Origin of the sequence: Streptomyces sp. NBC_00440 (assembly GCF_036014215.1) — a bacterium.
Taxonomy (GTDB): Bacteria; Actinomycetota; Actinomycetes; order Streptomycetales; family Streptomycetaceae; genus Streptomyces.
The window spans coordinates 6,533,706-6,559,455 of sequence record NZ_CP107921.1 but is presented as its reverse complement, the minus strand read 5'-3'; the positions used below and the strand labels follow the sequence as shown (position 1 = coordinate 6,559,455).

The 25,750-nt window shown below is 70.4% G+C and carries 28 protein-coding genes; 13 read left to right on the top strand and 15 right to left on the bottom strand.

Translation table 11 applies throughout. The features are described from left to right. Nucleotides 1-8 precede the first annotated feature (8 nt). The 11 genes from argF to OHB13_RS29200 form a co-directional block, all read right to left on the bottom strand. The gene (gene argF, locus OHB13_RS29250) at nt 9-1,016 is read right to left on the bottom strand and encodes an ornithine carbamoyltransferase (RefSeq protein ID WP_328379039.1); all 1,008 of its coding nucleotides are present in this window, start codon (nt 1,014-1,016) and stop codon (nt 9-11) included. Nucleotides 1,017-1,152: 136 nt separating this feature from the next. Then, on the bottom strand, nt 1,153-2,379 hold the full coding sequence (locus tag OHB13_RS29245) for an arginine deiminase (RefSeq protein WP_328379038.1): 1,227 nt from the start codon (nt 2,377-2,379) through the stop codon (nt 1,153-1,155). Between the two features lie 87 nt (nt 2,380-2,466). Next, a complete protein-coding gene (locus OHB13_RS29240) occupies nt 2,467-5,088 on the bottom strand; it encodes a polynucleotide kinase-phosphatase (protein ID WP_328379037.1) in 2,622 nt (873 codons plus the stop codon). Further along, a complete protein-coding gene (locus OHB13_RS29235) occupies nt 5,085-6,599 on the bottom strand; it encodes a 3' terminal RNA ribose 2'-O-methyltransferase Hen1 (RefSeq protein ID WP_328379036.1) in 1,515 nt (504 codons plus the stop codon). The genes OHB13_RS29240 and OHB13_RS29235 overlap by 4 nt, the downstream gene beginning before the upstream one ends. A 44-nt stretch (nt 6,600-6,643) precedes the next feature. Next, nucleotides 6,644-7,558 (bottom strand): homocysteine S-methyltransferase, encoded by a 915-nt coding sequence (gene mmuM / locus OHB13_RS29230; RefSeq protein ID WP_328379035.1) that lies wholly within the window; start codon nt 7,556-7,558, stop codon nt 6,644-6,646. 8 nt (nt 7,559-7,566) lie between these two features. Continuing rightward, complete coding sequence (locus OHB13_RS29225; protein ID WP_328379034.1) at nt 7,567-8,487, bottom strand: LLM class F420-dependent oxidoreductase; 921 nt, start codon at nt 8,485-8,487, stop codon at nt 7,567-7,569. A 106-nt stretch (nt 8,488-8,593) separates the two neighbouring features. Continuing rightward, complete coding sequence (locus OHB13_RS29220; protein WP_328379033.1) at nt 8,594-9,082, bottom strand: DUF6099 family protein; 489 nt, start codon at nt 9,080-9,082, stop codon at nt 8,594-8,596. A 122-nt stretch (nt 9,083-9,204) separates the two neighbouring features. Then, nucleotides 9,205-9,555, bottom strand: coding sequence for a nucleotide pyrophosphohydrolase (locus tag OHB13_RS29215; RefSeq protein ID WP_328379032.1), 351 nt, complete (start codon nt 9,553-9,555; stop codon nt 9,205-9,207). After that, nucleotides 9,552-10,676 (bottom strand): AAA family ATPase, encoded by a 1,125-nt coding sequence (locus tag OHB13_RS29210; RefSeq protein ID WP_266851996.1) that lies wholly within the window; start codon nt 10,674-10,676, stop codon nt 9,552-9,554. The genes OHB13_RS29215 and OHB13_RS29210 overlap by 4 nt, the downstream gene beginning before the upstream one ends. Nucleotides 10,677-10,732: 56 nt before the next feature. Further along, nucleotides 10,733-11,128, bottom strand: a complete 396-nt coding sequence (locus OHB13_RS29205; protein ID WP_164266402.1) for a cell division protein SepF — start codon at nt 11,126-11,128, stop codon at nt 10,733-10,735. A 175-nt stretch (nt 11,129-11,303) separates the two neighbouring features. Beyond that, nucleotides 11,304-12,179, bottom strand: coding sequence for an ABC transporter substrate-binding protein (locus OHB13_RS29200; protein ID WP_328379031.1), 876 nt, complete (start codon nt 12,177-12,179; stop codon nt 11,304-11,306). A gap of 296 nt (nt 12,180-12,475) precedes the next feature. Here OHB13_RS29200 and OHB13_RS29195 point away from each other — a divergent pair, with 296 nt between their 5' ends. The 3 genes from OHB13_RS29195 to OHB13_RS29185 all read left to right on the top strand — a co-directional run bounded on the left by OHB13_RS29195 (nt 12,476) and on the right by OHB13_RS29185 (nt 13,738). After that, nucleotides 12,476-12,826: an SCO4225 family membrane protein gene (locus OHB13_RS29195; RefSeq protein WP_328379030.1), complete on the top strand. Its 351-nt coding sequence runs from the start codon at nt 12,476-12,478 to the stop codon at nt 12,824-12,826. A 70-nt stretch (nt 12,827-12,896) separates the two neighbouring features. Beyond that, the gene (locus OHB13_RS29190; protein WP_266852001.1) at nt 12,897-13,229 is read left to right on the top strand and encodes a cupin domain-containing protein; all 333 of its coding nucleotides are present in this window, start codon (nt 12,897-12,899) and stop codon (nt 13,227-13,229) included. An 86-nt stretch (nt 13,230-13,315) separates the two neighbouring features. Then, nucleotides 13,316-13,738, top strand: coding sequence for a hypothetical protein (locus OHB13_RS29185; protein ID WP_266852002.1), 423 nt, complete (start codon nt 13,316-13,318; stop codon nt 13,736-13,738). A gap of 112 nt (nt 13,739-13,850) precedes the next feature. Here OHB13_RS29185 and OHB13_RS29180 read toward each other — a convergent pair whose 3' ends face one another. Together OHB13_RS29180 and OHB13_RS29175 are read right to left on the bottom strand one after the other, a co-directional pair. After that, the gene (locus OHB13_RS29180) at nt 13,851-14,579 is read right to left on the bottom strand and encodes a GntR family transcriptional regulator (RefSeq protein WP_328379029.1); all 729 of its coding nucleotides are present in this window, start codon (nt 14,577-14,579) and stop codon (nt 13,851-13,853) included. Further along, nucleotides 14,576-15,103 (bottom strand): peptide deformylase, encoded by a 528-nt coding sequence (locus tag OHB13_RS29175; protein ID WP_266852005.1) that lies wholly within the window; start codon nt 15,101-15,103, stop codon nt 14,576-14,578. Before OHB13_RS29175 ends, OHB13_RS29180 begins: the two co-directional genes overlap by 4 nt. 25 nt (nt 15,104-15,128) lie before the next feature. Between OHB13_RS29175 and OHB13_RS29170 the strand changes: the two genes are divergently transcribed. Then, the gene (locus OHB13_RS29170) at nt 15,129-16,037 is read left to right on the top strand and encodes a threonine ammonia-lyase (RefSeq protein ID WP_266852007.1); all 909 of its coding nucleotides are present in this window, start codon (nt 15,129-15,131) and stop codon (nt 16,035-16,037) included. A 151-nt stretch (nt 16,038-16,188) separates the two neighbouring features. Then, a complete protein-coding gene (locus tag OHB13_RS29165) occupies nt 16,189-16,968 on the top strand; it encodes an SDR family NAD(P)-dependent oxidoreductase (RefSeq protein ID WP_266852009.1) in 780 nt (259 codons plus the stop codon). A 54-nt stretch (nt 16,969-17,022) separates the two neighbouring features. On the opposite strand, the gene hypB is transcribed toward OHB13_RS29165, so the two are convergent. After that, on the bottom strand, nt 17,023-17,850 hold the full coding sequence (gene hypB, locus OHB13_RS29160; RefSeq protein WP_328379028.1) for a hydrogenase nickel incorporation protein HypB: 828 nt from the start codon (nt 17,848-17,850) through the stop codon (nt 17,023-17,025). Between the two features lie 2 nt (nt 17,851-17,852). Further along, nucleotides 17,853-18,182, bottom strand: coding sequence for a hydrogenase maturation nickel metallochaperone HypA/HybF (locus OHB13_RS29155; RefSeq protein ID WP_266852011.1), 330 nt, complete (start codon nt 18,180-18,182; stop codon nt 17,853-17,855). A gap of 353 nt (nt 18,183-18,535) precedes the next feature. Between OHB13_RS29155 and OHB13_RS29150 the strand changes: the two genes are divergently transcribed. From OHB13_RS29150 to OHB13_RS29120, 8 genes are read left to right on the top strand one after another with little or no spacing between them, the layout of a single operon-like run. Next, nucleotides 18,536-19,591 (top strand): hydrogenase expression protein HypE, encoded by a 1,056-nt coding sequence (locus OHB13_RS29150; protein ID WP_266852012.1) that lies wholly within the window; start codon nt 18,536-18,538, stop codon nt 19,589-19,591. Nucleotides 19,592-19,625: 34 nt separating this feature from the next. Beyond that, entirely contained in the window at nt 19,626-21,419 is a 1,794-nt protein-coding gene (locus OHB13_RS29145; RefSeq protein ID WP_266852013.1) for a nickel-dependent hydrogenase large subunit, read from the top strand. Further along, entirely contained in the window at nt 21,419-22,363 is a 945-nt protein-coding gene (locus OHB13_RS29140) for a NifU family protein (RefSeq protein WP_328379027.1), read from the top strand. Before OHB13_RS29145 ends, OHB13_RS29140 begins: the two co-directional genes overlap by 1 nt. Next, nucleotides 22,360-23,013, top strand: coding sequence for a DUF5947 family protein (locus OHB13_RS29135; RefSeq protein ID WP_266852017.1), 654 nt, complete (start codon nt 22,360-22,362; stop codon nt 23,011-23,013). The genes OHB13_RS29140 and OHB13_RS29135 overlap by 4 nt, the downstream gene beginning before the upstream one ends. Then, a complete protein-coding gene (locus OHB13_RS29130; protein ID WP_328379026.1) occupies nt 23,010-23,666 on the top strand; it encodes a DUF6084 family protein in 657 nt (218 codons plus the stop codon). Before OHB13_RS29135 ends, OHB13_RS29130 begins: the two co-directional genes overlap by 4 nt. Nucleotides 23,667-23,671: 5 nt before the next feature. Next, nucleotides 23,672-25,087: a hypothetical protein gene (locus tag OHB13_RS29125; protein ID WP_328379025.1), complete on the top strand. Its 1,416-nt coding sequence runs from the start codon at nt 23,672-23,674 to the stop codon at nt 25,085-25,087. Next, on the top strand, nt 25,084-25,203 hold the full coding sequence (locus tag OHB13_RS38810; RefSeq protein ID WP_371534969.1) for a DUF6893 family small protein: 120 nt from the start codon (nt 25,084-25,086) through the stop codon (nt 25,201-25,203). Before OHB13_RS29125 ends, OHB13_RS38810 begins: the two co-directional genes overlap by 4 nt. 52 nt (nt 25,204-25,255) lie before the next feature. Next, complete coding sequence (locus OHB13_RS29120) at nt 25,256-25,750, top strand: hydrogenase maturation protease (RefSeq protein ID WP_328379024.1); 495 nt, start codon at nt 25,256-25,258, stop codon at nt 25,748-25,750.

Below are 25,750 nucleotides of genomic sequence, written 5' to 3'. Positions count from 1 at the left end.
GCGTATGACTATCCCTTGCCCGACAGGGTGGCCACCAGGACGGCCTTGATCGTGTGCATCCGGTTCTCCGCCTCGTCGAAGACGACCGAGTGCTCCGACTCGAAGACCTCGTCGGTGACCTCCAGCTCGCACAGCCCGAACTGCGCGTGGATCTCGCGCCCGACCCGGGTGCCCAGGTCGTGGAAGGCCGGCAGACAGTGCAGGAACTTCACCCCCGGGTTACCGGTGGCACGCAGCACGTCCATCGTCACGGCGTACGGCGCGAGCGCGGTGATGCGCTCGGCCCAGACCTCCTTGGGCTCCCCCATCGACACCCAGACGTCGGTGACGACGAAGTCGCAGCCCCGCACGGCCTCGGTGATGTCCTCGGTGAGGGTGACGGTCCCGCCGCTCGCCGCGGCCAGCTTCCGCGCCTGCGCGACGACGTCGTCGGCGGGCCAGTAGGCGCGGGGCGCGGCGATCCGGACGTCGAGTCCGAGCAGCGCGCCGGTAATCAAGTAGGAGTTGCCCATGTTGAAGCGGGCGTCGCCGAGATAGGCGAAGACGATCTGCTCCAGCGGCTTGTCGGTGTGCTCGGTCATGGTGAGCACGTCCGCCAGCATCTGGGTGGGGTGCCAGTCGTCGGTGAGCCCGTTGTAGACGGGGACCCCGGCGTGCTCGGCGAGCTCCTCGACCTGCGGCTGGCTGTCACCGCGGTACTCGATGGCGTCGAACATCCGGCCCAGCACCCGGGCGGTGTCCTTGAAGGACTCCTTGTGCCCGATCTGTGAGCCGGAGGGGTCGAGGTACGTCGTCGACGCCCCCTGGTCGGCCGCGGCCACCTCGAAGGCACAGCGCGTCCTGGTCGAGGTCTTCTCGAAGATCAGGGCGATGTTCCGGCCGCGCAGCCGCTGCACTTCGGTGCCCGACTTCTTGGCCGCTTTGAGCTCGGCGGCCAGCTCGACCAGAGCGCGGAACTCCTCCGCGGTGAAGTCGAGCTCCTTGAGGAAGTGGCGGCCTGCGAGGTCTATCGCCATGGTGGCTGCTCCTTGGGGCGCGAGTGGATGGAGGGATGGAGAGAGGGACGGCACAGGGATTCAGTGGAATTCTATGCGGTTGAGCGCATCACTATACGGCATCCCGCATACGGCATCCCCTCAGACCGCATCCCGCTCAGACCGCATCCCGCTGGACCGGACAGCTCATGCACCGCGGCCCTCCCCTGCCCCGCCCCAGTTCGCTGCCGGGAATCTCGATGACTTCGATGCCCTCCTTGCGCAGATGCGTGTTGGTGGTGAAGTTCCGCTCGTACGCCACGACCACACCCGGCTCGACGGCGAGGACGTTGCAGCCGTCGTCCCACTGCTCGCGCTCCGCCGAGTGAACGTCCTGGGTCGCGGTCAGCACCCGGATACCGCTCAGCCCCAGCGCACCCGCGATGGCGTGGTGCATCCGCTCCGGCGGGTGGTCGGTGACCTTCAACTCCCGGTCGCCGTAGCCCGGTTCGATGGTGTACGAGCGGAGCATCCCGAGCCCCGCGTACTGGGTGAAGGTGTCTCCGTCGACCATCGTCATCACGGTGTCCAAGTGCATGAACGCCCGCCGCTTGGGCATGTCGAGTGCCACGATGGTGCGCGCGGACCCGGCCGCGAAGAGCCCGCGGGCCAGCATCTCCACCGCCTGCGGGGTGGTCCGCTCGCTCATCCCGATCAGGACGGCGCCGTTGCCGATGACCAGGACGTCGCCGCCCTCGATCGTGGACGGGTAGTCGACCTGCCCCTGTGACCAGTGGTGGAAGGCGCCCGAGCCGGTGAAGAGCGGGTGGTGGCGGTAGATCGCCTCGAAGTGGACGGTTTCGCGCTGCCGGGCCGGCCAGCGCATCGCGTTGATGGAGACACCGTCGTAGATCCAGGCCGATGTGTCGCGGGTGAACAGGTGGTTCGGCAGCGGATCGAGCAGGAAGTCGTCCAGATCCATCACATGGAAGCGGACCGAGACCGGCTCCCGGTACCGCTCCAGGAACTCCCGCTTGGTCATTCCGCCGACCAGCACCTCCGCCAGGTCACCGACGGACAGGTCGTCGAAGACCGTCCGCAGATGGTGGGTGGCGAGCGGGCCGTACTCCTTCTCGTCGAAGACCCGGTCCAGGATGAGCGTGCGGGCCTCGGGCACCTCCAGCGACTCCCGCAGCAGGTCGTCGAAGAGATGCACCTCCACACCCCGCTCGCGCAGGACGTTGGCGAAGCCGTCGTGCTCCTGGCGGGCGCGGCGCACCCACAGCACGTCGTCGAAGAGCAGTGCGTCCTTGTTGCTGGGGGTGAGCCGCTTCAGTTCCAGACCCGGCCGGTGAAGGATGACGCGGCGCAGCGGCCCCGTCTCGGAGTCGACATGGAATCCCATCCCCCCATCCTGTCCCCGGTCCGCCCCGCTCACCCCTGAAGGGACGGGCGGGGCGTGTCCGGTCGCGCCTTCGGAGGGGAGCGCCGCTCAGAGTCTCGGGTCGACCGGCTCCGACTCCAGGGCCAGCACGGCGAATACCGCCTCGTGGATCCGCCAGAGCGGTTCGCCGTCGGCGAGCCGGTCCAGCGCCTCCAGGCCGAGGGCGTACTCGCGCAGGGCGAGGGAGCGCTTGTGGCCGAGGGAGCGCTGCCGGAGCCTGGCCAGGTTGTCCGGGCGGGTGTACTCGGGGCCGTAGATGATCCGCAGGTACTCGCGTCCGCGCACCTTGATGCCCGGCTGGACGAGCCGCCCCTTGCCGTCGCGCACCAGCGCCTGGAGCGGCTTGACGACCATGCCCTCACCGCCGCGTCCGGTCATCTCCAGCCACCAGTCGGTGCCGGAGCGGACGGACTCCTTGTCGCCCGTGTCGACGACCAGCCGGCGGGTGGTCCGCAGGAGGCCGCTCTGGTCGTGCTCGACCAGCCGGTCGAGCCAGGCCAGCTGCTCGTCGTGCGGTACGGCGGCGAGGGAGCGGCCCTCGGCCGCGAGCAACTGGAACGGGGCGAGCCGTACGCCGTCCAGGCCGTCCGTCGTCCAGCAGTACCTCCGGTACGCCTCGGTGAAGGCGACCGCGTCATCGGCCCTCGCGCGCTGCCCGGCGAGCAGCCCGCCGACCTCCACGCCCCGGGCGGCGGCCGCTTCCAGCGCCCCGACGACGCCGGGGAACACGGCGCGCGACGCGGCGCCCACCGCCGCGTACTGCTTGCGCAGCAGCCCCGTCGCCTTGAGCGACCAGGGCATCAGCTCCGCGTCGAGCAGCAGCCAGCCGGTGGCCAGTTCGTCCCAGAGACCGGCGTCGGTGACGGCCGTGCGCAGCCGTCCGAGGATCTCCTCGGTGACGGCGGGGTCGTCGAAGAAGGGGCGGCCGGTCCTGGTGTGCAGCGAACCGGTCGGCCCGGACACCCCGAAGCGCTCACGCGCGGCTTCGGCGTCCCGGCAGACGAGGGCGACCGCGCGGGAGCCCATGTGCTTCTCCTCGCACACGACCTTCGCGACACCGTCCGACCTGTACTGCGCGAAGGCCTCGGCGGGGTGTTCCAGATAGCCGTCCAGATGCGAGGTGCCCGTGGGAGACATGGTCGGCGGAAGGTACGCGAGCAGCTGCGGGTCGACCGCGAACCGGCTCATGACCTCCAGCGCCGCCGCCGCGTTCTCGTCGCGGACCGCGACCCGGCCGGTGTGCCGGGTCTCCACGACGCGCCGGCCGCTGACGTCGGCGAGGTCGAGCGGGCGGCCGTCGTGGCCGCCCGGCGCCTCGGTGGTGAGCGGGCGGGCCGGTTCGTACCAGACCTGTTCGGCGGGGACGTCGACCAGCACGCGCTCGGGCCAGCGCAGCGCCGTCATTCGCCCGCCGAAGACCGCGCCGGTGTCCAGGCAGAGGGTGTTGTTGATCCAGCTGGTGCTCGGTACGGGTGTGTGTCCGTAGACGACGGCGGCGCGGCCGCGGTAGTCCTCGGCCCAGGGGTAGCGCACCGGCAGCCCGAACTCGTCGGTCTCGCCGGTCGTGTCCCCGTACAGCGCGTGGGAGCGGACCCGTGCGGAAGTGCGGCCGTGGTACTTCTCGGGCAGCCCGGCATGGCAGACGACGAGCCGGCCGCCGTCCAGGACGTAGTGGCTGACGAGCCCGTCGATGAACTCCCGCACCCGCACCCGGAAGTCCGGGTCCCGCGCGTCCTCCTTCTCCAGCTGCTCGATGGTCTCGGCGAGTCCGTGGCTGTGCTGGACCTTCCGTCCCCTGAGGTAACGGCCGAGCTTGTTCTCGTGGTTCCCGGGCACACAGAGCGCACTGCCCGCGGCGACCATCGACATGACGCGGCGCAGCACACCCGGGCTGTCCGGGCCGCGGTCCACCAGGTCGCCGACGAAGACGGCGGTACGGCCTTCGGGGTGCGCACCGTCGGTGTAGCCGAGGCGGGTGAGCAGGGTGTCCAGCTCGGAGCTGCAGCCGTGGACGTCACCGATGATGTCGAAGGGGCCGGTGAGGTGGGTGAGATCGTTGTACCGCTTCTCCAGGACGACTTCGGCCGTCTCGGCCTCGGCCACGCTGCGCAGGATGTGCACCTTGCGGAAGCCCTCGCGCTCCAGGCCGCGCAGTGAGCGCCGCAGTTCGCGGCGGTGCCGCTGGATGACGTGGCGGGGCATACCGGCCCGGTCGGGACGTACGGCGTTGCGCTCGGCGCACACCTCCTCGGGCAGGTCGAGGACGATCGCGATGGGCAGCACGTCGTGCTCGCGCGCCAGCCGCACCAGCTGCTTGCGGCTCTCGGCCTGCACGTTCGTCGCGTCCACTACGGTCAGCCGCCCGGCGGCCAGCCGCTTCCCCGCGATGTAGTGGAGGACGTCGAAGGCGTCGCCGCTGGCGCTCTGATCGTTCTCGTCGTCGGCCACCAGGGCGCGGCAGAAGTCCGACGAGATGACCTCGGTGGACTTGAAGTGCCGTTGCGCGAAGGTGGACTTGCCCGAACCGGTGGCTCCGACGAGGACCACGAGGGAGAGATCGGTCACCGGGAGGACGCGCGGTCCGGCGGACGCGCGGGGGCCGGTGCCGGTGGTGGTGCCGGTGCCGGTGGTGGGCGTTTCGGTGCTGCTGGTGTCTTCGGTGCCGCTCATGCCGCTTTCGCCTCCTTCGGGGCCGTGGTGGACTCCTGGGTCACGGTGGATTCCGGGCCCGTGGCGGACTTCGGGATCATGGTGAACACGGCGAGCTGGGTCGGCGGCCCCACCTCGGGGTCATCGGGCCCCACAGCCCTGAACTCGACGCCGTATCCGTGCCGTTCGGCCACCTTCCCGGCCCAGCCGCGGAACTCCTCGCGGGTCCACTCGAAACGGTGGTCCCCGTGGCGCACCTGCCCGGCCGGCAGGGACTCCCAGCGGACGTTGTACTCGACGTTCGGCGTGGTCACCAGGACGGTCTGCGGCCGCGCGGCGCCGAAGACCGCGTACTCCAGCGCGGGCAGCCGCTCGGGGTCGACATGCTCGATGACCTCGCTCAGCACCGCGGCGTCGTACCGCTTGAGCCGCTTGTCCGTGTACGCGAGAGAGCCCTGGATGAGCTTCACCCGGGCCGCACGGCGCTCGCCGAGCTGGTCCAGACGGAGTCTGCGGGCCGCGATGTTCAGCGCGCGCATCGACACATCCATGCCGACGACCTCGGTGAAGCGGGCGTCCTTCAGCAGCTCCTGCACCAACTGGCCCTGGCCGCAGCCCAGGTCGAGCACCCGGCTCGCGCCGGCCGTGCGCAGCGCGTCCAGGATCGCCGCGCGGCGCCGCACCGCCAGCGGTACCGGCTTCTCCTCGGTGTCCGTGGTCTCGTCGACGGCGTTGTCGATCGACTCGACCTCGGTGTCGTCGGCCTCCGCGAGCCGCACCAGCTCCAGTGCCTCCATCGCCTGCCGGGTCAGTCCCCAGCGCCGCGACAGATAGCGGCTGGTGATCAGTTTCTGCTCGGGGTGCTCGGCCAGCCAGCCATCGCCCGCGCGCAGCAGTTTGTCGACCTCGTCGGGTGCCACCCAGTAGTGCTTGGCGTCATCGAGGACGGGCAGCAGCACATAGAGCTGCCGCAGCGCGTCGGCGAGCCGCAGCCGGCCTTCCAGCACGAGCCGCACATACCGCGATTCGCCCCACTCCGGGAACTTCTCGTCCAGGGCGACCGGCTCGGCCTTCACCCGCTCCCAGCCGAGCGGGGCGAAGAGCCTGTGCACCAGGCCGGGGCCACCGCTCGCGGGCAGTGCGGGCACCTCGATCCGCAGCGGCATCGGGGTCTCGGCCCGCTCCGGGAGTGCGGTGCACACGCCGCGCAGAGCGCTCTTGAAGACGGTGGTCATGGCGACGGACAGCAGCGAGGACGCGGCGTACGGCCGGTCGTTGACGTACTGGGCGAGCGCCGCGTCGGGTGCGCCGCCGCGCCCCTTGCCCCTGCCGCGCCGCACCAGCGCCACCGGGTCCACCTCCAGCAGCAGCGCAGCCGTGCAGCGTTCGGCGGTGGCCTCCGGATAGAGGACGTGGGCCGTGCCGTGCGAGGTGGAGAACGCCTGCGCCTTGTCGGGATGCTTGTGCAGCAGGAAGCCGAGGTCGGTGGCGGGGCGCTCTGGGGTGCCGGTGGTGCTGATCGTCAGGAACACGGGTCCGAGTATCACCCGGTTGGCCGGGCCCGACCAGAGGGTTTTCATGGTCTTCGGGGCGGCTTCCGGAGCCGTGCGAGGCCCGCGATCTCCTCAGGGCCGACCCGGCAGCAGCCGCCGACCAGCCTGGCTCCGGCCTCCTCCCAGCCGTGCACCTGTGCGGCCACGAAGGTGGAGCGGCCACGCCAGCCGCGGCGCTCCGCGTCCCACTGCTCGCCGCTGTTCGGATAGACGACCACGGGCTTGCCGGTGACCGACGACGCGAGTGCCGCGGCACGGCCCACGTCCTCGGACGCGCAGCAGTTCACGCCGACGGCGACGACCTGGTCCCGGTCCGCCGCAAGCGCGAAGGCCTCGGCCAGCGGCTGCCCGGCCCGGGTCCGCTCCCCCGTGATGCTGTACGAGAGCCAGACCGGCGTCCCGCGACCGTCGGCCGCCCGCAGCAGCGCCTCGGCCTCGTCGGTGTCCGGCACTGTCTCCAGCGCGAGCACATCGGGGTCCGCCGCGGCCAGCGCCTCGATCCGCGGCCGGTGGAAGAGCTCAAGCTCCCGGACGGTGAGCCCGTACCGCCCGCGGTACTCGCTGCCGTCGGCGAGCATCGCGCCGTAGGGACCGACGGAGGCGGCGACCCAGACCTCGCGGTCCACCGTCCCGGCGGCCTCCCGGGCCAGCCGCACACTGCGGGCCAGCAGCCCGGCGGCCTCGGCCCGGCCGGCTCCGCGCCGGGCGAAGCCCTCGAACGTGGCCTGATAGCTCGCGGTGATGAGTACCTGGGCGCCCGCCCGTACATACGCCGTGTGCGCCGCCACGATCTGCCCGGGATCGTCGGCGAGCAGCCGCGCCGACCAGAGCGCGTCGGAGAGATCACAGCCCTGCGCCTCCAACTGGTTGGAGAGGCCGCCGTCGAGGACGACGGTGGACTCGGCCAGCGCGGCGGCGAGTGTACGAACGGGGCGCACCCTTGCTCCTACGTCAGCTGGGAGAGGACCTGCGAGGAGATCAGCTCCAGGTGGTCCAGATCGTCGAGGTCGAGCACCTGGAGGTAGATGCGCGACGAGCCGATGGCCCCGTAGCGGCCGATCTTGTCGACGACCTCGGCGGGCGAGCCGCCGAGCCCGTTCGCCTTCACGTCCGCCGTGTCGCGCCCGATGGCCTCCGCGCGGCGCGCCACTTCGGCGTCGTCCTTGCCGACGCAGACAACCAGCGCGTTGGAGTACACCAGGTCGTCCGCCCGGCCGGCCGCCTCGGCCGCTGCCCTGACCCGCCCGAACTGCCGCTCGCTGTCCTCGATCGAGGCGAACGGGATATTGAACTCATCGGCGTACCGCGCGGCCAGCCGGGGTGTACGGGTCGCCCCGTGCCCGCCGATCAGCACGGGCACCTTCGCCTGGGCGGGCTTGGGCAGCGCGGGCGAATCGCTGAGCTGATAGTAGGTGCCGTCATAGCTGAAGGTCTCACCGGTCCTGGTCTCCCAGAGCCCCGTGATGATGGCCAGCTGCTCCTCCAGGCGGCCGAACTTCTCCCTGGGGAACGGAATCCCGTACGCCCGGTGCTCCTCCTCGAACCAGCCGGCGCCCAGGCCCAGTTCGACGCGGCCTCCGGACATCTGGTCGACCTGCGCCACCTGGATCGCGAGGACACCGGGCAGCCGGAACGTGCCCGCCGTCATCAGCGTCCCGAGGCGGATCCGCCGGGTCTCGCGGGCGAGCCCCGCCAGGGTGATCCACGCGTCGGTGGGGCCGGGGAGACCGTCCCCCGATCCCATCCGCAGATAGTGGTCCGAGCGGTAGAAGGCATCGAAGCCGAGGTCCTCGGTTGCCTTGGCGACGGTCAGCAGAGTGTCATAGCTGGCCCCTTGCTGGGGCTCGGTGAAGATTCGAAGATCCATGCATCCATCCTGCACCTTCGGCCGTCTCCCGACGCCTCCCGCAGTGCCCGTCCGGCTGGTGTCCGGCGATCCCCTCGCGCCTCCGACGGGAGACCACCGCCCCCCCTCACTCCGAACCGCTCCGGCTCCGGCTCTGCCCCGGGGACTTCTCCACGTCCCGCTCCTCCAGCTTCCGCAGCATTCCGCGCACCCGGTCACCCGACTCGTCCGCCGCGTCCATGGCCTCGATGCACTGCCAGTAGACCGACTCCTCGTCGGTCCCGCAGGCGACACCGACCAGGGCGATACCCACCTCGCCGAGCAACACCCCGAGCGCCGTCAACACCTCCCGCACATCCGACACTTCGGTCAGCTGCGCAGCCCGTATCAGCCCGCCGCGCACGGTAGGCACTTCGAGCGCCCCGCAGCCCCGGCCGCCCGATTCGCTGAGCGCCCGCGCTTCGGCCCGCAGCTCCTGCGGACCGCGCAGGGCCAGATGCCCACCCACGGCACCGGAGAGCGCCTGCGCCTGCCAGGCCTCCACCATGGTGTCCCGTTCCGGAAGGCTCCGTGCCAGAGCGTCCCGGCTGATTGCGATGAGCCGCACTCCGTCCATCCCTGTCCCCGTTCGTATGACTTACCATCTCCCCTTTCATTACCCAGAGTGAAGGCTGATGGACCATAAAGCCAGAGGAATTCGGAAATCTGTGGACGCAAGAGGCATTGTTGATAACTCACTCACTCCGGAGAGTGACGACCCACGGTGCGCTTCGCCGGAAACCGTGTCTCATTTCGGTCAATTTTGTCCGAAAGTGCCGTAAGAACATCGATCCCCAGCACCTCGCAGAACTGCAGCAGATACGCGAGAACATCGGCGACCTCGTCCGCCACCCGGTGCGCCGACCCGGGATCGTCCATCACCCGCGCCGACTCGTCGGGCGTCAGCCACTGAAAGATCTCGACCAGTTCGGACGCCTCCACGCTCAGCGCCGCGGCCAGGTTCTTCGGCGTGTGGTACGGCTGCCAGTCCCGCGCCGCGGCGAACTCGGCCAGCCGGCGCTGCAATTGCGCTACATCCAGTTCCGTCACGCGCCCAGGTCTACCACCGAGACACCCGCCAGCTCACCGGCCCACCGCGCGTCCGACACCGTGCCCACCACCCTGATGTGGCCCTGGGCGCAGATCGCCGCGGCGAGAGCGGCGATCTCCCGGGCCTGCCGCGGATCGAGGGAACGGTCGAACCCGTCGGCCAGCACCGTCAGCGACTGCATCGCGGGCGGCACCTCGCCCGCGGGATCCACCGCGAGCACCCCTGGCCCGGTCAGCAGCACCACAGCGAGCGCCAGGTAGCGCAGCTCGCCCTCGCCCAGCCGCTCCACCGGTGTGCCCGCTCCACCGCCCCGGCCGAGCACCGCGCGTACCCGCCCGTCCGTCAACTCCTCGGCCGCGAGCCCCGCCACCGGCCCCGCGCACCCCGCACGCGCCGCGGCGACCAGCTGCCGGTGCCGGTTCGCGCACTCGGACTGGGTTCGGTAGAGCACCGAAGCCAGGTTGTCGCAACCCCGCCGCAGCAGCCCCGCACCGACGGCCACCGGACGGCGCATCCGGTGCGGCTGGGGGTCGCAGGCGAAGGCCGAGCGCAGCGCCACCACCACCTGCTCGGCAGCGGCCAGCACCTTCAGCTGCCCGTCGGTCTTGCCCGCCACCCGCAGCGGAAGCAGCGCGGTCCCCATCCGGTCGTCGGGCAGCGGCGCCCGGGTCACCGGGACCGCGCCCGCCGTGTGCCAGGCGGCCTGCACGGCCCTGCGCGCCGGATCACGCAGCGCCGTGGAGAGCAGCAACTGACCGTCCGCGGTGAGCCGTTCGCCCACCACACGCAGTTCGGGCTCGGCCTGCACCGCCAGATCGAGGTGTACGGGGCCGGCCGGGCCGTCGACGGTGCAGCCGATCCGGAACCCCCGCCGCCCCTGCGCGTCCGCGCCGGCCCGCTCCGGGACACAGCCGGCCGGATCATCGAAGACCTCACCCAGTTCGTCCCCCGCGCCGAGCCGCGCCAGCGCCTCGTACACCTGGAGCGCGCTCGTCTTACCGCTCCCGCTCGCCCCGGTGAACAGGGTCAGCGGGGCGAGCGGGAAGACGGCGCCGCGGTGCGACTTGAAAGCCGAAAGCCGCAGTTCGGTGACGGTGGGGCGTGCGTAGGTTGTGTCCATGGTCCGGACCGTACGCACGCGTCACGGTGGCGAACCGTTCCGTCTGCATGACCTTCCTACGATCGGGGGACTGCCGCCGCTGCGATCCCCTCCACTTCCATGCCGGCCGGGGCCAGCAGGAAGACGTTCTTGTCGACCCGGTGCATCCCGCTGCCGAGGCCGAAGACCACACCGCTGCTGAAGTCCAGGATGCGCTTGGCCACTTCGGTCTCCGCGCCGGTCAGGTCCAGCAGCACCGGCACCTGCCCGACGAGGTACTCGGCGACTTCACGGGCATCCGCGAAGACCTGGACGCGCAGGACCACGAAACGGCGCTGCTCGGCCGCGTACTCGTTGGGGATCGTCTCGTGATCGACTCGCGAGGGCCATTCGTTGCGCCCCCGCAGCGGCACCACCTGGGCGAGCCCCTCCCACTGCTCATCGGTGACGTCGTACTCGTCGTACCTGCTCACCGGACCACCTCGGCTGGGCTTTCTATCTGCATCAGCCAATTCTGACCCCCATCACCCGTTCGGCCCAACACCGACACGGATGAGTGCCTTGATCAGCGCCGGGTGTGAGCGCACTCACTCGGCACACTCACTCCGTCCGCCCGCTCCGTTCACTCCGTCCGCCCGCTCCGTGCACTCACTCCGCAGCGGCCTCCAGCGCGTCGGCCACCGAGGCGAAGAACCGGGTGTGGGACCGGGCGCTGTCCGGGGCTTCCGGATTCCACGGCAGGACCCGGGCCCGGCCGGTGAGGCGCAGCCACTCGTCGTTGCCGCGCAGTTCACCGAGCGGGGTGGCGTTCGACCGGACGTCGGCGAGCACCACATCGGGGCGCAGCGCCGCCGCCTCCGCCCAGCTGACGGTGGCCCAGTTCGCACCCGCGCCGTCGGGCGGCCGCACCATGCTGACGCCGTGCTCCGTCAGGGCGCGCAACTCGGGCCAGGCGCCGGGGCGCGCCAGATGCACCTGGTCGGGCCCGGCGGGCGAGAGCGCGAGCACCCCCGGCCGGGTCGGCAGGTCCGCCGCCGCGCGCAGCCGGTGGTGTGCGGCGTCCAGCGACTGCTGCTGTTCTCCGTCGCCGCGGGCCCCCAGCGAGCGGGCGAGCGCGTCGAACCGGCCCCTGATCCCGTCCAGCGTGTGTGTCTGCCCCACGTCGATGACCACGACGGGTATCTGCTCCTCCAGGTGTTTGGCGGTGTCCGGGTCCAGTCCGTACACCTGACCGCCGCCGTAGCTGACCGCGACGACGAGGTCCGGGCCGCCGCTGAGCAGCGTCTCCAGGTCCAGGGCGCCGCCCGCCCCCAGATAGCGGATGTCGTCGGGCGACAGCGTCCCCGCCTTCGCCGGGTCGACCGCCGCGCCGTCGTGCAGGGAGCCGAAGACCGCGTGCGGGGCGAGTCCGTGGTCCCACAGAGTGGCTCCGGCCCGGATGTACGCCGTCACTCTCGACGGTGGCCGTCCGGCCGTCGACAGCTGTCCACGGTCGTCGGAGAACTGCCAGCCAGCTTGTTCCATGACGTCTCGCGCCCCCTCCGGGCCGGCACCGACGGGCCTTCCGGGCGCCGCACACCCGTACCTGCCCAGCTCGCGTGTACGGCATTCGGAGCGGGCCGGCCCACGTCCGGGATTCGCGCACCGCCGCGTACTCGGCCACGGTTGAGTAGCGGTACTCACGTCACGGCCGCCCGGTTCCGGCAGTCTGGAAGCAGAGGGAAGCGGGGGTGCGGCCCACGGGAACGCACACGCGGGGCCTGCGGTGACAGGCAGGCGCGGCATCCCGGTCACAACGACACGACGGTGGTGGAGAGACGATGAACGGCAGGAGCCTGGTGCAGCGGATCGGCCGGACAGTGGCGGGTGACTGGGTCTCACGCGGGTACCTCGTGGTCATCGCGGCCCTGCTGGTCTGGGTATGGGTGGACACCACACTGGTCTCACACCCGGACGCGTCGTTCTCCGGCGTGTACCCGATCCTGCTCACCATGCCGACCAGCCTGCTTCTGCTGCTGCCCGCCGTCGAGGCACCGCTGACGTGGGTCGTGCTCGTGGCGGCGGCGCTGGTCAACTCGACCGTCATCAGCCTGATCGTCCGCCAGGCCTTCGGGCAGGGGCACGGGCACGGCAGCCGCCGTACCGGGCCTGGTGCGGCCTCGGCCCGGTGACGTACCCGGCCCGGTGACGTACCGGTCCCGTCCGCGTTGCCCGGGCGGGCGGATGCGGGAGAATGACAGCATGCAGAGACTCTCTCTCGAAGCCCTGGCCCGCCAGCAGATCGAACTGGCTGCCACGGCCGGTGGCGGTCACACAGCGGACACCGTCTACGGCGGTCATGAGAAGGTCCTGCGCCAGACGGTCATCGGGATGACGCGCGGATCGCTCCTCGCCGATCACGAGAATCCCGGCGAGGCCACGGTGCAGGTGCTGCAGGGCCGGGTGCGGCTCTCGGCAGGCGATCTGTCCTGGGAAGGCCGGCAGGGCGACCTGATCATCGTGCCCGACAACCGCCACCGGGTGGAGGCCCTGGAGGACTCCGCCCTTCTGCTGACCGTGGCCAAACTGCTCTGACGGCCCCGGGCACACCACTCCCCGGGCAGCCCGGTTAGCCTCTGCGGCCTGATGGTTTTCGGCCGAAGGGCAGCGGGGGTACAGCAGTGAGCGGCGAGCGCGACGACATACCGGGAGAACCCGAACGAGTCCGGCCCGCACGGTCGTTGGGCAGGCTGCCCACGGTCGTACGCGGTGGTGCGACCCTCGCCCTGCTGATCGCGGTGGCAGCGGTGGGTCTGCTGCTCCTGCCGGTGTCCCCGACGGTCCCCGACCCCTCCGAGTACGCGGAGCAGAACGACACCGTGCAGGTCACCTGCGGCTCGGTCCTGAGGCCGGCGGGCGACGACGCACTGGCGGACAACCGCGACACCGCACCGGCTTGCGGCTCCGCCCGGATCCAGCGCATGGGATGGTCCGGCGTGGGACTCGGCTCCGCCTTCGTCGTGCTGGTGCTGTCGCTGCTCATGGGGGACGGAATGTCCGAGGACCCCGCGCCCCGGCAGGACCCGCCCGAGAAAACCCTGTGATCCGTCCAGGGGCCCTGATCGGCTGAGAAGACGCTCATCGGCTGGTGCCGCAGCACCGGGGAGTGCCTTTCCGATGGTCCGCGCGGGTCGGCACGGGTCCGAGCACGACAGCTCACGACGCCCGGTCCGTGTGGGGCCGGGCAGGTGCAGAACCGGCTGACGGGGCCGTCGTCCCCAGTTCCGACGAGAGCCATTCGGCGATACAGCGCCTGCCGTCGTGCCAGTGCTCCTCGATGACCGCTGCCGCGCGCTCGCGGTCGCCCGCCGCCAGCGCCGAGAGCACCAGCCGGTGCTGCCGGTCCGCCGGACCGCGCGAGGGGGTGTGCTGCATGTAGGCGATCTCGTAACGGGAAAGGCTGGTACGCAGTTTCGCGATCGCCTCCTGGAGGTGCTGATTGCCGCAGAGGCTGATCAGCCCGGTGTGGAAGGCCGTGTCGAGCGCGCGCCGCGCCACCGCGTCGCCGCTCGCCTCCAGTTCGTCCAGCAGCCCGGCCAGCCGGTCGTGCTCCGCGGTTTCCAGCGGGCGGGGGGCCGATCGTACGGCGAGTGCTTCGAGAGCGGCCAGGATGGGGTACACCTCGGACACCTCACGGTCACTCAGCGGCCTGACGACGAAGCCGCGCGCCAAGGAGGAGTGCACGACACCTTCGGCCTCCAGGCGCAGCAGAGCCTCGCGCACCGGTGTGCGGGAGACATCGAGAGAGCGGCTGAGGGCTGCCTCCGTCACGGACATACCGGGCGAGAGGCGCCCGGTGGAGAGCAGCGTGACGATGCGGGCGTAGACGGCCTCCCGCAGCGGCTCGTTCCGGGTGATGGGAGCGACGGGGTCGGGTGTGCTCATCGGCGGTAGGGGCTTTCGTCGCGGTGCCGCGCCTCGAATTCCGTGCGCATGCAGAGGGTGGAAAGGTCGGTCATGCGGTCGACGGCGAGGCAGCCGTCGAGGTGGTCGATCTCGTGCTGGAGCAGTTCGCTGAGCTCTCCGTCGGCACGCAGGGTGTGCGCCCGGCCGTCCGGTGACCGGTAGTCGACGGTGACCCAGGTATGGCGGCGGACGCGGCAGAAGATCTCGACGGAGAAGCTGAGGCAGGCGTCCCAGGGCTCCCAGGTCGTCTCCGAACGCTCCGTGATGCGGGGGTTGACGAGCGTCCAGGGCTCGTCGAGCCGCAGGTGCACCATCCGGACGCCTGCCCCGATCTGCGGAGCGGCGATCCCGCGGCCGTAACCGGTGCGCTTCACCCAGTCCGCCAGGGTGTCGTCCAGGTCGGCGGCGAGCGCACGCGCCCGACCGGACAGCGGAGTGGTGAGCGGCTGAGCCGGAGTACGCAGGAACGGGTCGCCGAGTTGCAAGGTTTCTCGTACCGTCACCCGCCTATCGTATACGATCGACAGCATGGTGTCAGCAGAGGATATTGAGGAAGCAAGCCGTGCCATCGACTCCGCGTTCGTCAACACCCCTCAGTTCGAGGACGACGCGCTCTGCGCCGCCGTCGGCCGCCGGCTGATCGTCAAGGTGGAGACGCTCAACCCGGTTCGTTCGTTCAAGGGCCGCGGCGCGGACCACTTCATGAGGGGGCTCGCCCCGGGCCGCCACGTGGTGTGCGCATCGGCCGGGAACTTCGGACTCGCCCTGGCCTGGGCGGCGAACCGTCACGGCGTCACCGTGACCGTCCACTGCGCGGAGAACGCCAACGCCGTCAAGCTGGCCCGCATACGCAGCCTCGGCGCTCAACTGGAAGTCGGCGGACAGGACTTCGACGAGGCGAAGGAGCGCGCGCTCCGGCATGCCGGAGAAGACCGCGCCGCAGTGTTCGTGGAGGACGGCGACCACCCGCGCATCACGGCCGGCGCCGGGACCATCGCCCCCGAACTCGCCGCCCTCGCCCCCGACACCGTCCTTGTCCCGGTCGGCAACGGAGCACTCGTCAACGGTGTCGGCACCTGGTTGAAGGCCCGCTCGCCCCGCACGCGCGTGGTCGGGGTGTGTGCGGCAGGCGCCCCGGCGATGGCACTGAGCTGGCGCGCCGGCGAAGCCGTCACCACGCCCACCGTCCGTACGGCCGCCGACGGGGTGGCCGTACGGGTTCCCGTGCCGGGCGCCCTGACCACCATGCTCGAAGTCGTCGACGACATGCTGCTGGTCGACGAGACGGCCATCGGCCGCGCACAGGCGCTCGCACATGAGCATCTGGGGCTGGTCCTCGAACCGGCGGGCGCGGTGGCTCTGGCCGCGGTCCCAGGGTTCGGCGCCGGCGAGCGTCCAGCGGTGGTCCTCACCGGCGGCAACCAGGCACCTCGGTAGAAACCCGGTGTACGGGCCATGGCAGGCTCCGTACGGGACCGACGGGCCGCGTTCGCCCGGCCGGCCACCACACACGGAAGGACTGCACGTTGATCACCACCGCCACAGCGTCCGCGCCGGAGGGCACCGTCGTCCACTCCGGGAGGCACGCATGACCTCCGGGGCCTACCTCTCCGAACTGTTCTCCCTGGACGGCCGGGTCGCCATCGTGACCGGTGGGAGTTCCGGCATCGGCCGCAGCATCGCCGGAGCACTCGGCCGGGCCGGTGCGAGCGTCGTCATCGTGGCGCGCAGGGAGGCGGAACTGGCCGCCACGGTCGACGGACTGACGGCCGACGGCTGCCGGGCAGCATGGGTGAGCGCCGACCTGGGCACCCGCGAGAGCGTGCGCGCGGCGGCCGAAGAGGCAACCGAAGCGTTCGGCGAGCCCGACATCCTGGTCAACTGCGCCGGAGTCAACCTGCGCCCGCCGATGGGCGAGTTGGACGACGAGGTGTGGGACACCACGATGGCCGTGAACCTGGAGGCGCCGTACCTGCTGGGGCAGCGGTTCGGTCCCGGCATGGCCGAGCGTGGCTTCGGGCGGATCATCCACGTCACCTCGCAGCAAGCGCACCGGGCCTTCGTGCAGAGCGGCGCCTACGGGGTGTCCAAGGGGGCGCTGGAGTCCCTGGCCCGTTCGCAGGCCGAGGCCTGGTCGCCGCACGGCGTCACCTGCAACACGCTCGTGCCCGGTTTCGTGATGACGCCGCTCAACGAGCGGCTGTCGTCCGACCCGGAGAAGACAGCCGCACTGGCGGCGCGCACGATGATCGGGCGCAACGGCCTGGCAGAGGACTTCGAGGGCGCAGCGGTGTTCCTGAGCAGCCGCGCCTCCGCGTATGTCACGGGCCAGGCGATCTTCGTGGACGGCGGGCTCTCCGTCCACTGAGCCGCCGGCCCGCCGCTCAGAGGCTCAGGGGCTCAGGGGCTCAGGGGCTCAGCGTCAGCTCAGGAGCATCCGGTCGTCCAGCGCCGCCACCCACGCGTACCACTGGTCCATCCCCTCGCCCGTCGTCGCGGACACCGTCAGCACCCGTACGTCCGGGTTGACCGAGCGCGCGTACGCCTCGCACCGGGCCACGTCGAAGTCGACGTAAGGCAGCAGATCCGCCTTGTTGATGAGGACCAGATCGGCGGCGCCGAACATATAGGGGTACTTGAGCGGCTTGTCGGTGCCCTCGGTGACCGAGATGATGACGATCCGGCTGCTCTCACCCAGGTCGAAGAGAGCCGGGCACACCAGGTTCCCCACGTTCTCCACCAGGACCAGCGCTCCCCTTTCCGGAGCGAGGGCCGTGAGAGCACCCTGCATCATCTCGGCGTCGAGGTGGCAGCCGGCGCCCGTGTTCACCTGCACCACGGCGCATCCGGCGCGCTTGATGCGCTCGGCGTCGAGCATGGTCTCCTGGTCGCCCTCGACCACGGCCACCGGACGCCGTCCGGAGAAGTCCCTGATGGTGCGCTCCAGCAGGGTGGTCTTGCCCGCGCCGGGCGAACTCATCAGATTGACCGCCACGATGTGCCGCTCGGCGAGCCAGGCACGGTTCTGCTCCGCCTGGAGCTCGTTCTTGGCGAGCACCCGCTGCTCAAGAGTGACTGTCTCGCCGGTGTCGTGGGCGCCCTCGTGGTCGTGGCGGCCCTGGTCATGGCTGTGACTGTGGCTCTGGTCATGGCTGTGGTGCGGACGGCCGGTGGCCCGTGTGTGCTCCTCGTGGGGCAGGGAAATCCGCGTACCGCCGCCCTCGTCACCGCAACCGCAGGTACCGCACATGGTCAGCCCACTTTCATCGAGATGATCTGCAGTTCACGCCCCGACGTGATCTCCACGTCGGCGCTGCCGCACGGACAGAGCAGTACGGGATCGGGCAGGGCGAAGTCCTGTTCGCAGGTACGGCAGCGCGCCGCTCCCGGAGGCTGGTCGATCTCCAGTCGCGCGCCCTCGGCCACCGTGCCCGCCGTGATCAGGTCGAAGCAGAACCGCATCGACTCGGCCACGACCGCCGTGAGCACACCGACCCGCACCCTGACCGTGCGGACCGGTCTGCCTTCGGCGCGTTCGCAGACCATGTCGACGACGCTCTGCGTGATCGATAATTCATGCATCTCTGCCTCGTTCCCGCATCGGTGGCACGACCGTAGGACCTGAAACCCGGGCGTGCCTCTTACGGTTGATTCGGTCGGCCCTTTTCCCATTCCGGTTTCATTCGACCGGCGCAATCCGCGTCAGGTCGCACCCGGAAACCCCCGCCAGTTCTGTCCTGCCGGTTCACATCCGGCGTTCGCACCGCCGAATGGCACGGTCCGAGGCCGCTCATACGGATTTCTTCTCGCGTTGACAGGGCACGCGCACCGGGCCTAGATGGTAGCAATGTGAGCGAAAACACACTCATGAGCCAGGCGCCCCGGTCCAGTGCCATCTGGGAATGGGAACGCCGGCCCCGGAAGGCGGCAGTGCTATGCCGACAGAAGCAGCGGTAAAGGCAGAAGAGACGCTGATCCACGTTCTCTGGATCAATGCCGGACTCAGTTGTGACGGCGATTCCGTGGCCCTGACGGCGGCCACTCAGCCCAGCATCGAGGAGATCGCGCTCGGCGCCCTGCCCGGCCTCCCCCAGGTCGCGGTGCACTGGCCGCTCATCGACTTCGAGTGCGGGCCGACCGGCGGCGCCGACGACTTCCTTGAGTGGTTCTTCAAGGCCGACCGAGGAGAGCTGGAGCCGTTCGTCCTGGTCGTGGAGGGGTCGATCCCCAACGAGCAGTTGCACGACGAGGGCTACTGGTGCGGCTTCGGCAACGACCCCGCCACCGGACAGCCGATGACCACCAGCGAGTGGATCGACCGGCTGGCGCCGAAGGCCACCGCGATCGTCGCGGTCGGGACCTGCGCGACCTACGGCGGTATCCATGCCATGTCGGGCAACCCGACAGGTGCGATGGGAGTGCCCGACTACCTGGGCTGGGACTGGAAGTCCAAGGCGGGAATTCCGATCGTGTGCGTCCCCGGATGCCCGATCCAGCCGGACAACCTGTCCGAGACACTGACCTATCTGCTCTACATGGCCACCGATCAGGCCCCGATGATTCCGCTCGATGACGCGCTGCGCCCTTCCTGGCTGTTCGGACAGACGGTCCATGAGGGGTGCGACAGGGCCGGCTACTACGAGCAGGGTGATTTCGCCACCGAATACGGATCGCCGAAGTGCATTGTCAAACTCGGCTGCTGGGGACCCACGGTCAAGTGCAATGTGCCGAAGCGCGGCTGGATGAACGGTATCGGCGGCTGCCCCAACGTCGGCGGAATCTGCATCGGCTGCACCATGCCGGGATTCCCGGACAAGTTCATGCCGTTCATGGATGAGCCGCCCGGCGGGAAACTCTCGTCGAACGCGGTCGGACTGTACGGCGCGACCATGCGCCGGCTGCGCCATATGACCACTCACACGCTGGACCAGGAGCCGAAGTGGCGCAGGCCCGGCAGGACTCTCACGACCGGCGCCACCCGCAACTGGTAACCGACCGCAACGGACAGAAAGATGAGGCGGCGCAATGACCGCGACGCAACGCAGGGGTGGCAGCGGGAAACAGGGCAAGGACGGCCTTGTCGAGATGGCGTGGGACCCCATCACCCGCATCGTCGGCAGCCTGGGCATCTACACGAAGATCGATTTCAAGCAGAAGGTGGTGGCCGAGTGCCACAGCACCAGCTCCATCTTCCGCGGCTACTCGGTCTTCATGAAGGGCAAGGACCCGCGCGACGCGCACTTCATCACCAGCCGCATCTGCGGTATCTGCGGAGACAACCACGCCACGTGTTCCTGCTATGCGCAGAACATGGCGTACGGGGTGAAGCCGCCGCACATCGGTGAGTGGATCGTCAACCTCGGCGAGGCCGCGGAGTACATGTTCGACCACAACATCTTCCAGGAGAACCTGGTCGGGGTGGACTACTGCGAGAAGATGGTGGCGGAGACCAACCCGGGCGTGCTGGAGCAGGCCAACCGCACCCCGTCACCGCACGCCGAGGACCACGGGTACAAGACCATCGGCGACATCATGCGCTCGCTGAACCCCTTCACCGGTGAGTTCTACCGCGAGGCGCTCCAGGTCAGCCGGATGACCCGGGAGATGTTCTGCCTCATGGAGGGCAGGCACGTACACCCCTCCACGCTCTACCCGGGCGGCGTGGGCACCGTGGCGACCGTGCAGCTGATGACGGACTACATCACCCGGCTCCAGCGCTACGTCGAGTTCATGAAGAAGGTCGTGCCGATGCACGACGACCTCTTCGACTTCTTCTACGAGGCGCTGCCCGGCTACGAGCAGGTCGGCAACCGGCGCATCCTGCTGGGCTGCTGGGGCTCGTTCCAGGACCCGGAGTACTGCAACTTCAAGTACCAGGACATGACCGAGTGGGGACGGAAGATGTACGTCACCCCCGGTGTGGTCGTGGACGGGAAGCTGGTCACCACCGACCTGGTGAAGATCAACCTGGGCATCCGGATCCTCCTCGGCTCGTCGTACTACGGCGACTGGGAGGAGCAGGAGATGTTCGTGACCCACGACCCGCTCGGAAACCCGGTCGACCGCAGGCACCCGTGGAACCAGCACACCAACCCGCAGCCGCAGAAGCGGGATCTGGACGACAAGTACAGCTGGGTCATGTCGCCACGCTGGTTCGACGGCAAGGACTATCTCGCCCTCGACACCGGCGGCGGCCCGCTGGCCCGGCTGTGGACCACCGCGCTGGCCGGGCTCGTCGACATCGGGTACGTCCAGTCCACCGGGAACAGCGTCAAGATCAACCTCCCGAAGACCGCGCTCAAGGGCCCGGTCGAGCTGGAGTGGCACGTCCCGAAGTGGAGCAACACGATCGAGCGCAACCGGGCGCGCACCTACTTCCAGGCGTACGCGGCCGCCTGCGCGCTGCACTTCGCGGAGAAGGCGCTCGTGGAGATCCGGGCTGGCCGGACGAAGACCTGGGAGAAGTTCGAGGTACCGGAGGAGGGCGTCGGCTGCGGCTTCACCGAGGCGGTGCGCGGTGTGCTCTCGCACCACATGGTGATCCGGGACGGCAAGATCGCCAACTACCACCCGTACCCGCCGACCCCCTGGAACGCGAGCCCCCGCGACACCTTCGGTACGCCGGGGCCGTACGAGGACGCGGTGCAGGGCCAGCCGATCTTCGAGGAGAACGACCGGGAGCACTTCAAGGGGATCGACATCATGCGCACGGTGCGCAGCTTCGACCCCTGTCTCCCCTGCGGAGTGCACATGTATCTCGGCGAGGGCAAGAAGCTGGAACTGCTGCACTCCCCCACCCAGTCCGCGGGCAGCGAGTGATGGCGGAGGAGACCGCGTCCGGGCCCACCGACTGGCGGGCCACCGGCGACCGCATCGACATGCTGATCGCCGCCAGCGCGGCGGGCGGCGCCGTGGCCCGCGAGCGGAGCGAGGAACTGGTCCGGCTCGTCACGGACTTCTACGGCGCCGGGCTCGAACGGCTGCTCGACCTGGTGCACGAGCAGGGCCGGCTGGACGACGAGGTGCTGGCGGCCCTGGCGGCCGACGATCTGGTGGCCAGTCTGCTGCTGGTGCACGGGCTGCACCCGTACGGCGTGGAGACCAGGGTCGAGGAGGCGCTGGAGAGCGTCCGGCCGTATCTGGGTTCGCACGGCGGCGATGTGGAACTGCTGGGCGTCACGGCGGACGGGGTCGTCACCCTGCGGCTGCTCGGCAGCTGCGACGGGTGCCCCTCGTCGTCGGCCACCCTCAAGCTGGCCGTGCAGAGCGCCGTCGAGGCCGCGGCCCCGGAGATCACCGGGATCGAGGTGGAGGCACCCGCCGAGGACGGGACGGGGGAACCCGGACCGCTGGTCACGGTGGACTCGCTGTTCTCCCGGCTCCACGAGGCGGCGTCGGCTCCCGGCGACGGCGGTTCGTCCTGGGAGGCCGTGCCCGGACTGGAGGCCCTGGAGCCCGGTGGCGTACGGCACTTCACCGCGGGCGCGGTCCCGGTACTGGCCTGCCGGATCGGCGCCGACCTGTTCGCCTTCCGTGACTGGTGTGCCCGGTGCGACCGGTCCCTGGAGGGCGCCGCACTGGCCCGGCGGCTGGGCGGCGGGGCTGCTGACGCCGTGCTGCGGTGCCCCGGCTGCCGTGCGCACTACGACGTACGGCGGGCCGGTGCCTGCCTCGACGCCGACGGGCTGCATCTGGACCCGCTGCCCCTGCTCGTGGACGGCCCGACGGTCTCCGTCGCGGTGCCCGCCCCGGTCTCCGCGTGAGCGCCCCGGGCCGGACGGCGACCCCGGTGTCCGCGCTGCGGCGGATCACCCGCAACCGTCCGCAGCCGGCGGCCGGGGAACGCTGCGAGATGTGCGCGGAGCCGGTCGCCCCCGAGCACTCGCACGTGGTGAACCTGGAGAGCCGCGCGCTGATGTGCAGCTGCCGCGCCTGCTATCTCCTCTTCACCGAGGAGGACGCGCGACAGCGCTACCGGGCGGTGCCGGAACGGTATCTCCGCTTCGACGGAGTGCCGCTGGACGCACGGGCCTGGGACGAACTCCAGATCCCGGTGGGTCTGGCGTTCCTCTTCCGCAACTCGGTGCAGGGCCGCACGGTCGCGTTCTACCCCGGGCCCGCGGGCGCCACCGAGTCCGAACTTCCGCTGGAAGCCTGGGACTCCATCGTCGCGTCGGCGCCCGCGCTCGCGGTGCTGCGTCCCGACGTGGAGGCGCTGCTGATCCGCCGGCCCGGCACCGGCGACGGCTCGTGCCATCTGGTCCCGGTCGACGCCTGCTACGAGCTGGTCGGCCGGCTGCGGACGCTGTGGCGCGGCTTCGACGGCGGCCGTGAGGCGCACGCGGCGATGGACGCCTTCTTCGACCAGGTGCGGGACCGCAGCAGGACCGTCCCGGCGGAGGGGGTCTCGTGAGCGGCACGGACTTCTCCGTACTGGACTTCTCGGTGCTCGATGTGGTGGCCGAACGGTACGCTGCGGCGCCCCAGTTGACGGCCCGGCTGCGGATCGAGGAGAGCAGCGGCGAGCGGATCCACGCGATCGTCCTGCAGTGCCAGGTCCGTATCGAACCGCAGCGCCGTTCGTACGACAAGGCCGAGGAGGAGGGCCTGCGCGGGCTGTTCGGGGAGCGGTCCCGGTGGGCGGACACCCTGCGGCCGTTCCTCTGGATGCAGTGCAACACCACGGTCCAGGGGTTCACCGGCGCCACCGAGGTCGACCTCGCGCTGCCCTGCACCTATGACTTCGACGTGACCGGCTCGCGGTATCTGCACGCACTCGGCGAGGGCGCGGTCCCGCTCACCCTGCTCTTCTCGGGCACCGTCTTCACCAAGGGCAGCGCCGGCTTCGGCGTACGGCAGGTGCCCTGGGACTGCGAGGCCCGTCATCCGATGCCCGTCGCGGTATGGCGGGAGATGATCGCCGCCCACTACCCGAACGCCGGGTGGATCAGGCTCGACCACGACGTCATCACCGAGTTCGCCGGCTTCCGCGCCCGGCACGGGCTGATCAGCTGGGAAGAGACGGTCCGCACCCTGCTGGCCGAGACCGGAGAGGTGGTCCAGTGACCCCCGTGAACGCCCCGAGCCTGGACCACGTCCGTACGGTCGCCGACGCGGTGCTGTACGAGGGGTATCTGCTGTACCCGTACCGGGCCAGCTCCCACAAGAACCAGTCACGCTGGCAGTTCGGGGTGCTGGGGCCGCCGTCCGCGGCGCCCGCCTGCTTCGGCGAGGAGCCGGACATGGCGATGGAGTGCCTGCTGGCCCCGGACGGGTCGCCCACCGCGGTCACGGTTCATCTGCGCTTCCTCCAGGTGCAGGTGCGTGAGGTGCAGCGGCGCGAGGCGGACGGCGGCCACACCCCGGTCGCCGAACTGACCGTCGACGGCGCCCAGGTGCTGAGCTGGGAGGAGGCGGTCGAGCAGGAGATCGTGCTGCCCGCGCTCTCCCTCACGGAGCCGGCCGATGTGCGGCGCACGGTGCCCGGCGGCGAGGAGAGGGAGCAGCTGACGGACGCGGACGGCGCACCGGTCGGCCGGATCGTACGGCGCCGGCTTCCGCTGGACCTCCGGATCCGGGTGGGCGCCACCGCCGACGACGGTCTGCTCCGGCTGTCCCTCGCCGTGGTCAACGAGCACCCGGGGACGCCCGGATCCAAGGACGAGGCGATCCGCAGCTCGCTGATCGGAGCGCATCTGATCCTGCGGGCGCACGGCGGCGCGTTCGTCTCGCTGCTCGAACCGCCGGAGCACGCGGTAGCCGCCGCCGCCCGCTGCCGGCAGCGCAGATGCTGGCCGGTGCTGGCCGGTGCCGAGGGCTCGGCGGACACCGTCCTGGGCGCGCCGATCATCCTCTACGACTACCCGGAGGTGGCCGAACAGAGCCCGGGTGCCCTCTTCGACTCCACCGAGATCGACGAGATCCTGACCTTGCGGGTCATGACCATGACCGAGCAGGAGAAGGCAGAGGCGCGGGCCACCGACCCACGGGCCAGGGAGATCATCGAACGCTGCGACGCCATGTCCGCCGCGGATCTCCAGCAGTTGCACGGTCTGCTGCGCGAACCGCACGCGGCAGCGGTGCCCGGCTCGCTGCCACCGCTGAACGCCGACCTCCGGGACAGTGAGCCGCCCGGGTTCGACACCGGCGGCGCGCCCTGGTGGGACCCCGCTTCGGACGCGGCCGTGCGTCCGTCGTCCGACGCGGTGGTGATCAACGGCGTCAGCGTCTCGCAGGGCAGCCTGGTGCGGGTGCACCCCTCGCGCCGCGCGGACGCCCAGGACCTCTTCTTCGCCGGTCAGGTGGCGCGGGTGACCGCGGTGCTCTCGGACGTCGACGGCGGGACGCATGTCGCCCTGGTCCTCGTCGACGATCCGGCGGCGGACATGCACGACTGGTACGGCCGTTACTTCTATTTCGCCCCCGACGAGCTGGAGCCCCTGCCCGTCGGGACCACCCTCGAAAACCGAGAGGAGAGCCCATCGTGAAGACCCTTGGCGTGATCACCGCAGTCGCGGGCGCAGTTCTGGTGGCAGCCGCTGTGGCCGTGGGAGTCCAGTCGATCCCGGACATCCGCCGGTATCTGCGAATGCGTTCGATGTGAGCGCGGCGTCGGCCCCGGCGCCCGGCCCCGCAGCAGCCGGGACGTGGCGCCGGTGACGGATCGCGTCCTGATCGCCGGGGTCGGCAACCTCTTCCTGAGCGACGACGGCTTCGGCCCCGAGGTGGTCCGCGCACTCACCGGCGCGGGCTCACTGCCGCCCGGCGTCCGCGTCGTGGACTACGGAATCCGGGGCATGCACCTCGCGTACGACCTGCTGGACGGGTACGACGCGCTGGTGCTGGTCGACGCCTGCCCGGGCGGGGGGCCGCCCGGCGAGGTGACCGTACTCGAAGTGGGTCCTGACGACCTCGGTTCGGGTGAATTCGACGCACATGGCATGAATCCGGTAGCAGTGCTGGCAAATCTGGAACAACTGGGCGGTACCCTTCCGTCCACCTACGTCGTGGGCTGCACCCCCGCCGACGTCGGTGAGGGCATCGGGCTCAGCCGCGCGGTCCTCGCGGCGGTGCCCGCGGCCATGGACGCCGTACGGATTCTGGTGGACCGGCTGCTGCCCGCCGAGCCCGCCCCGACCAGGAGGTCCTGA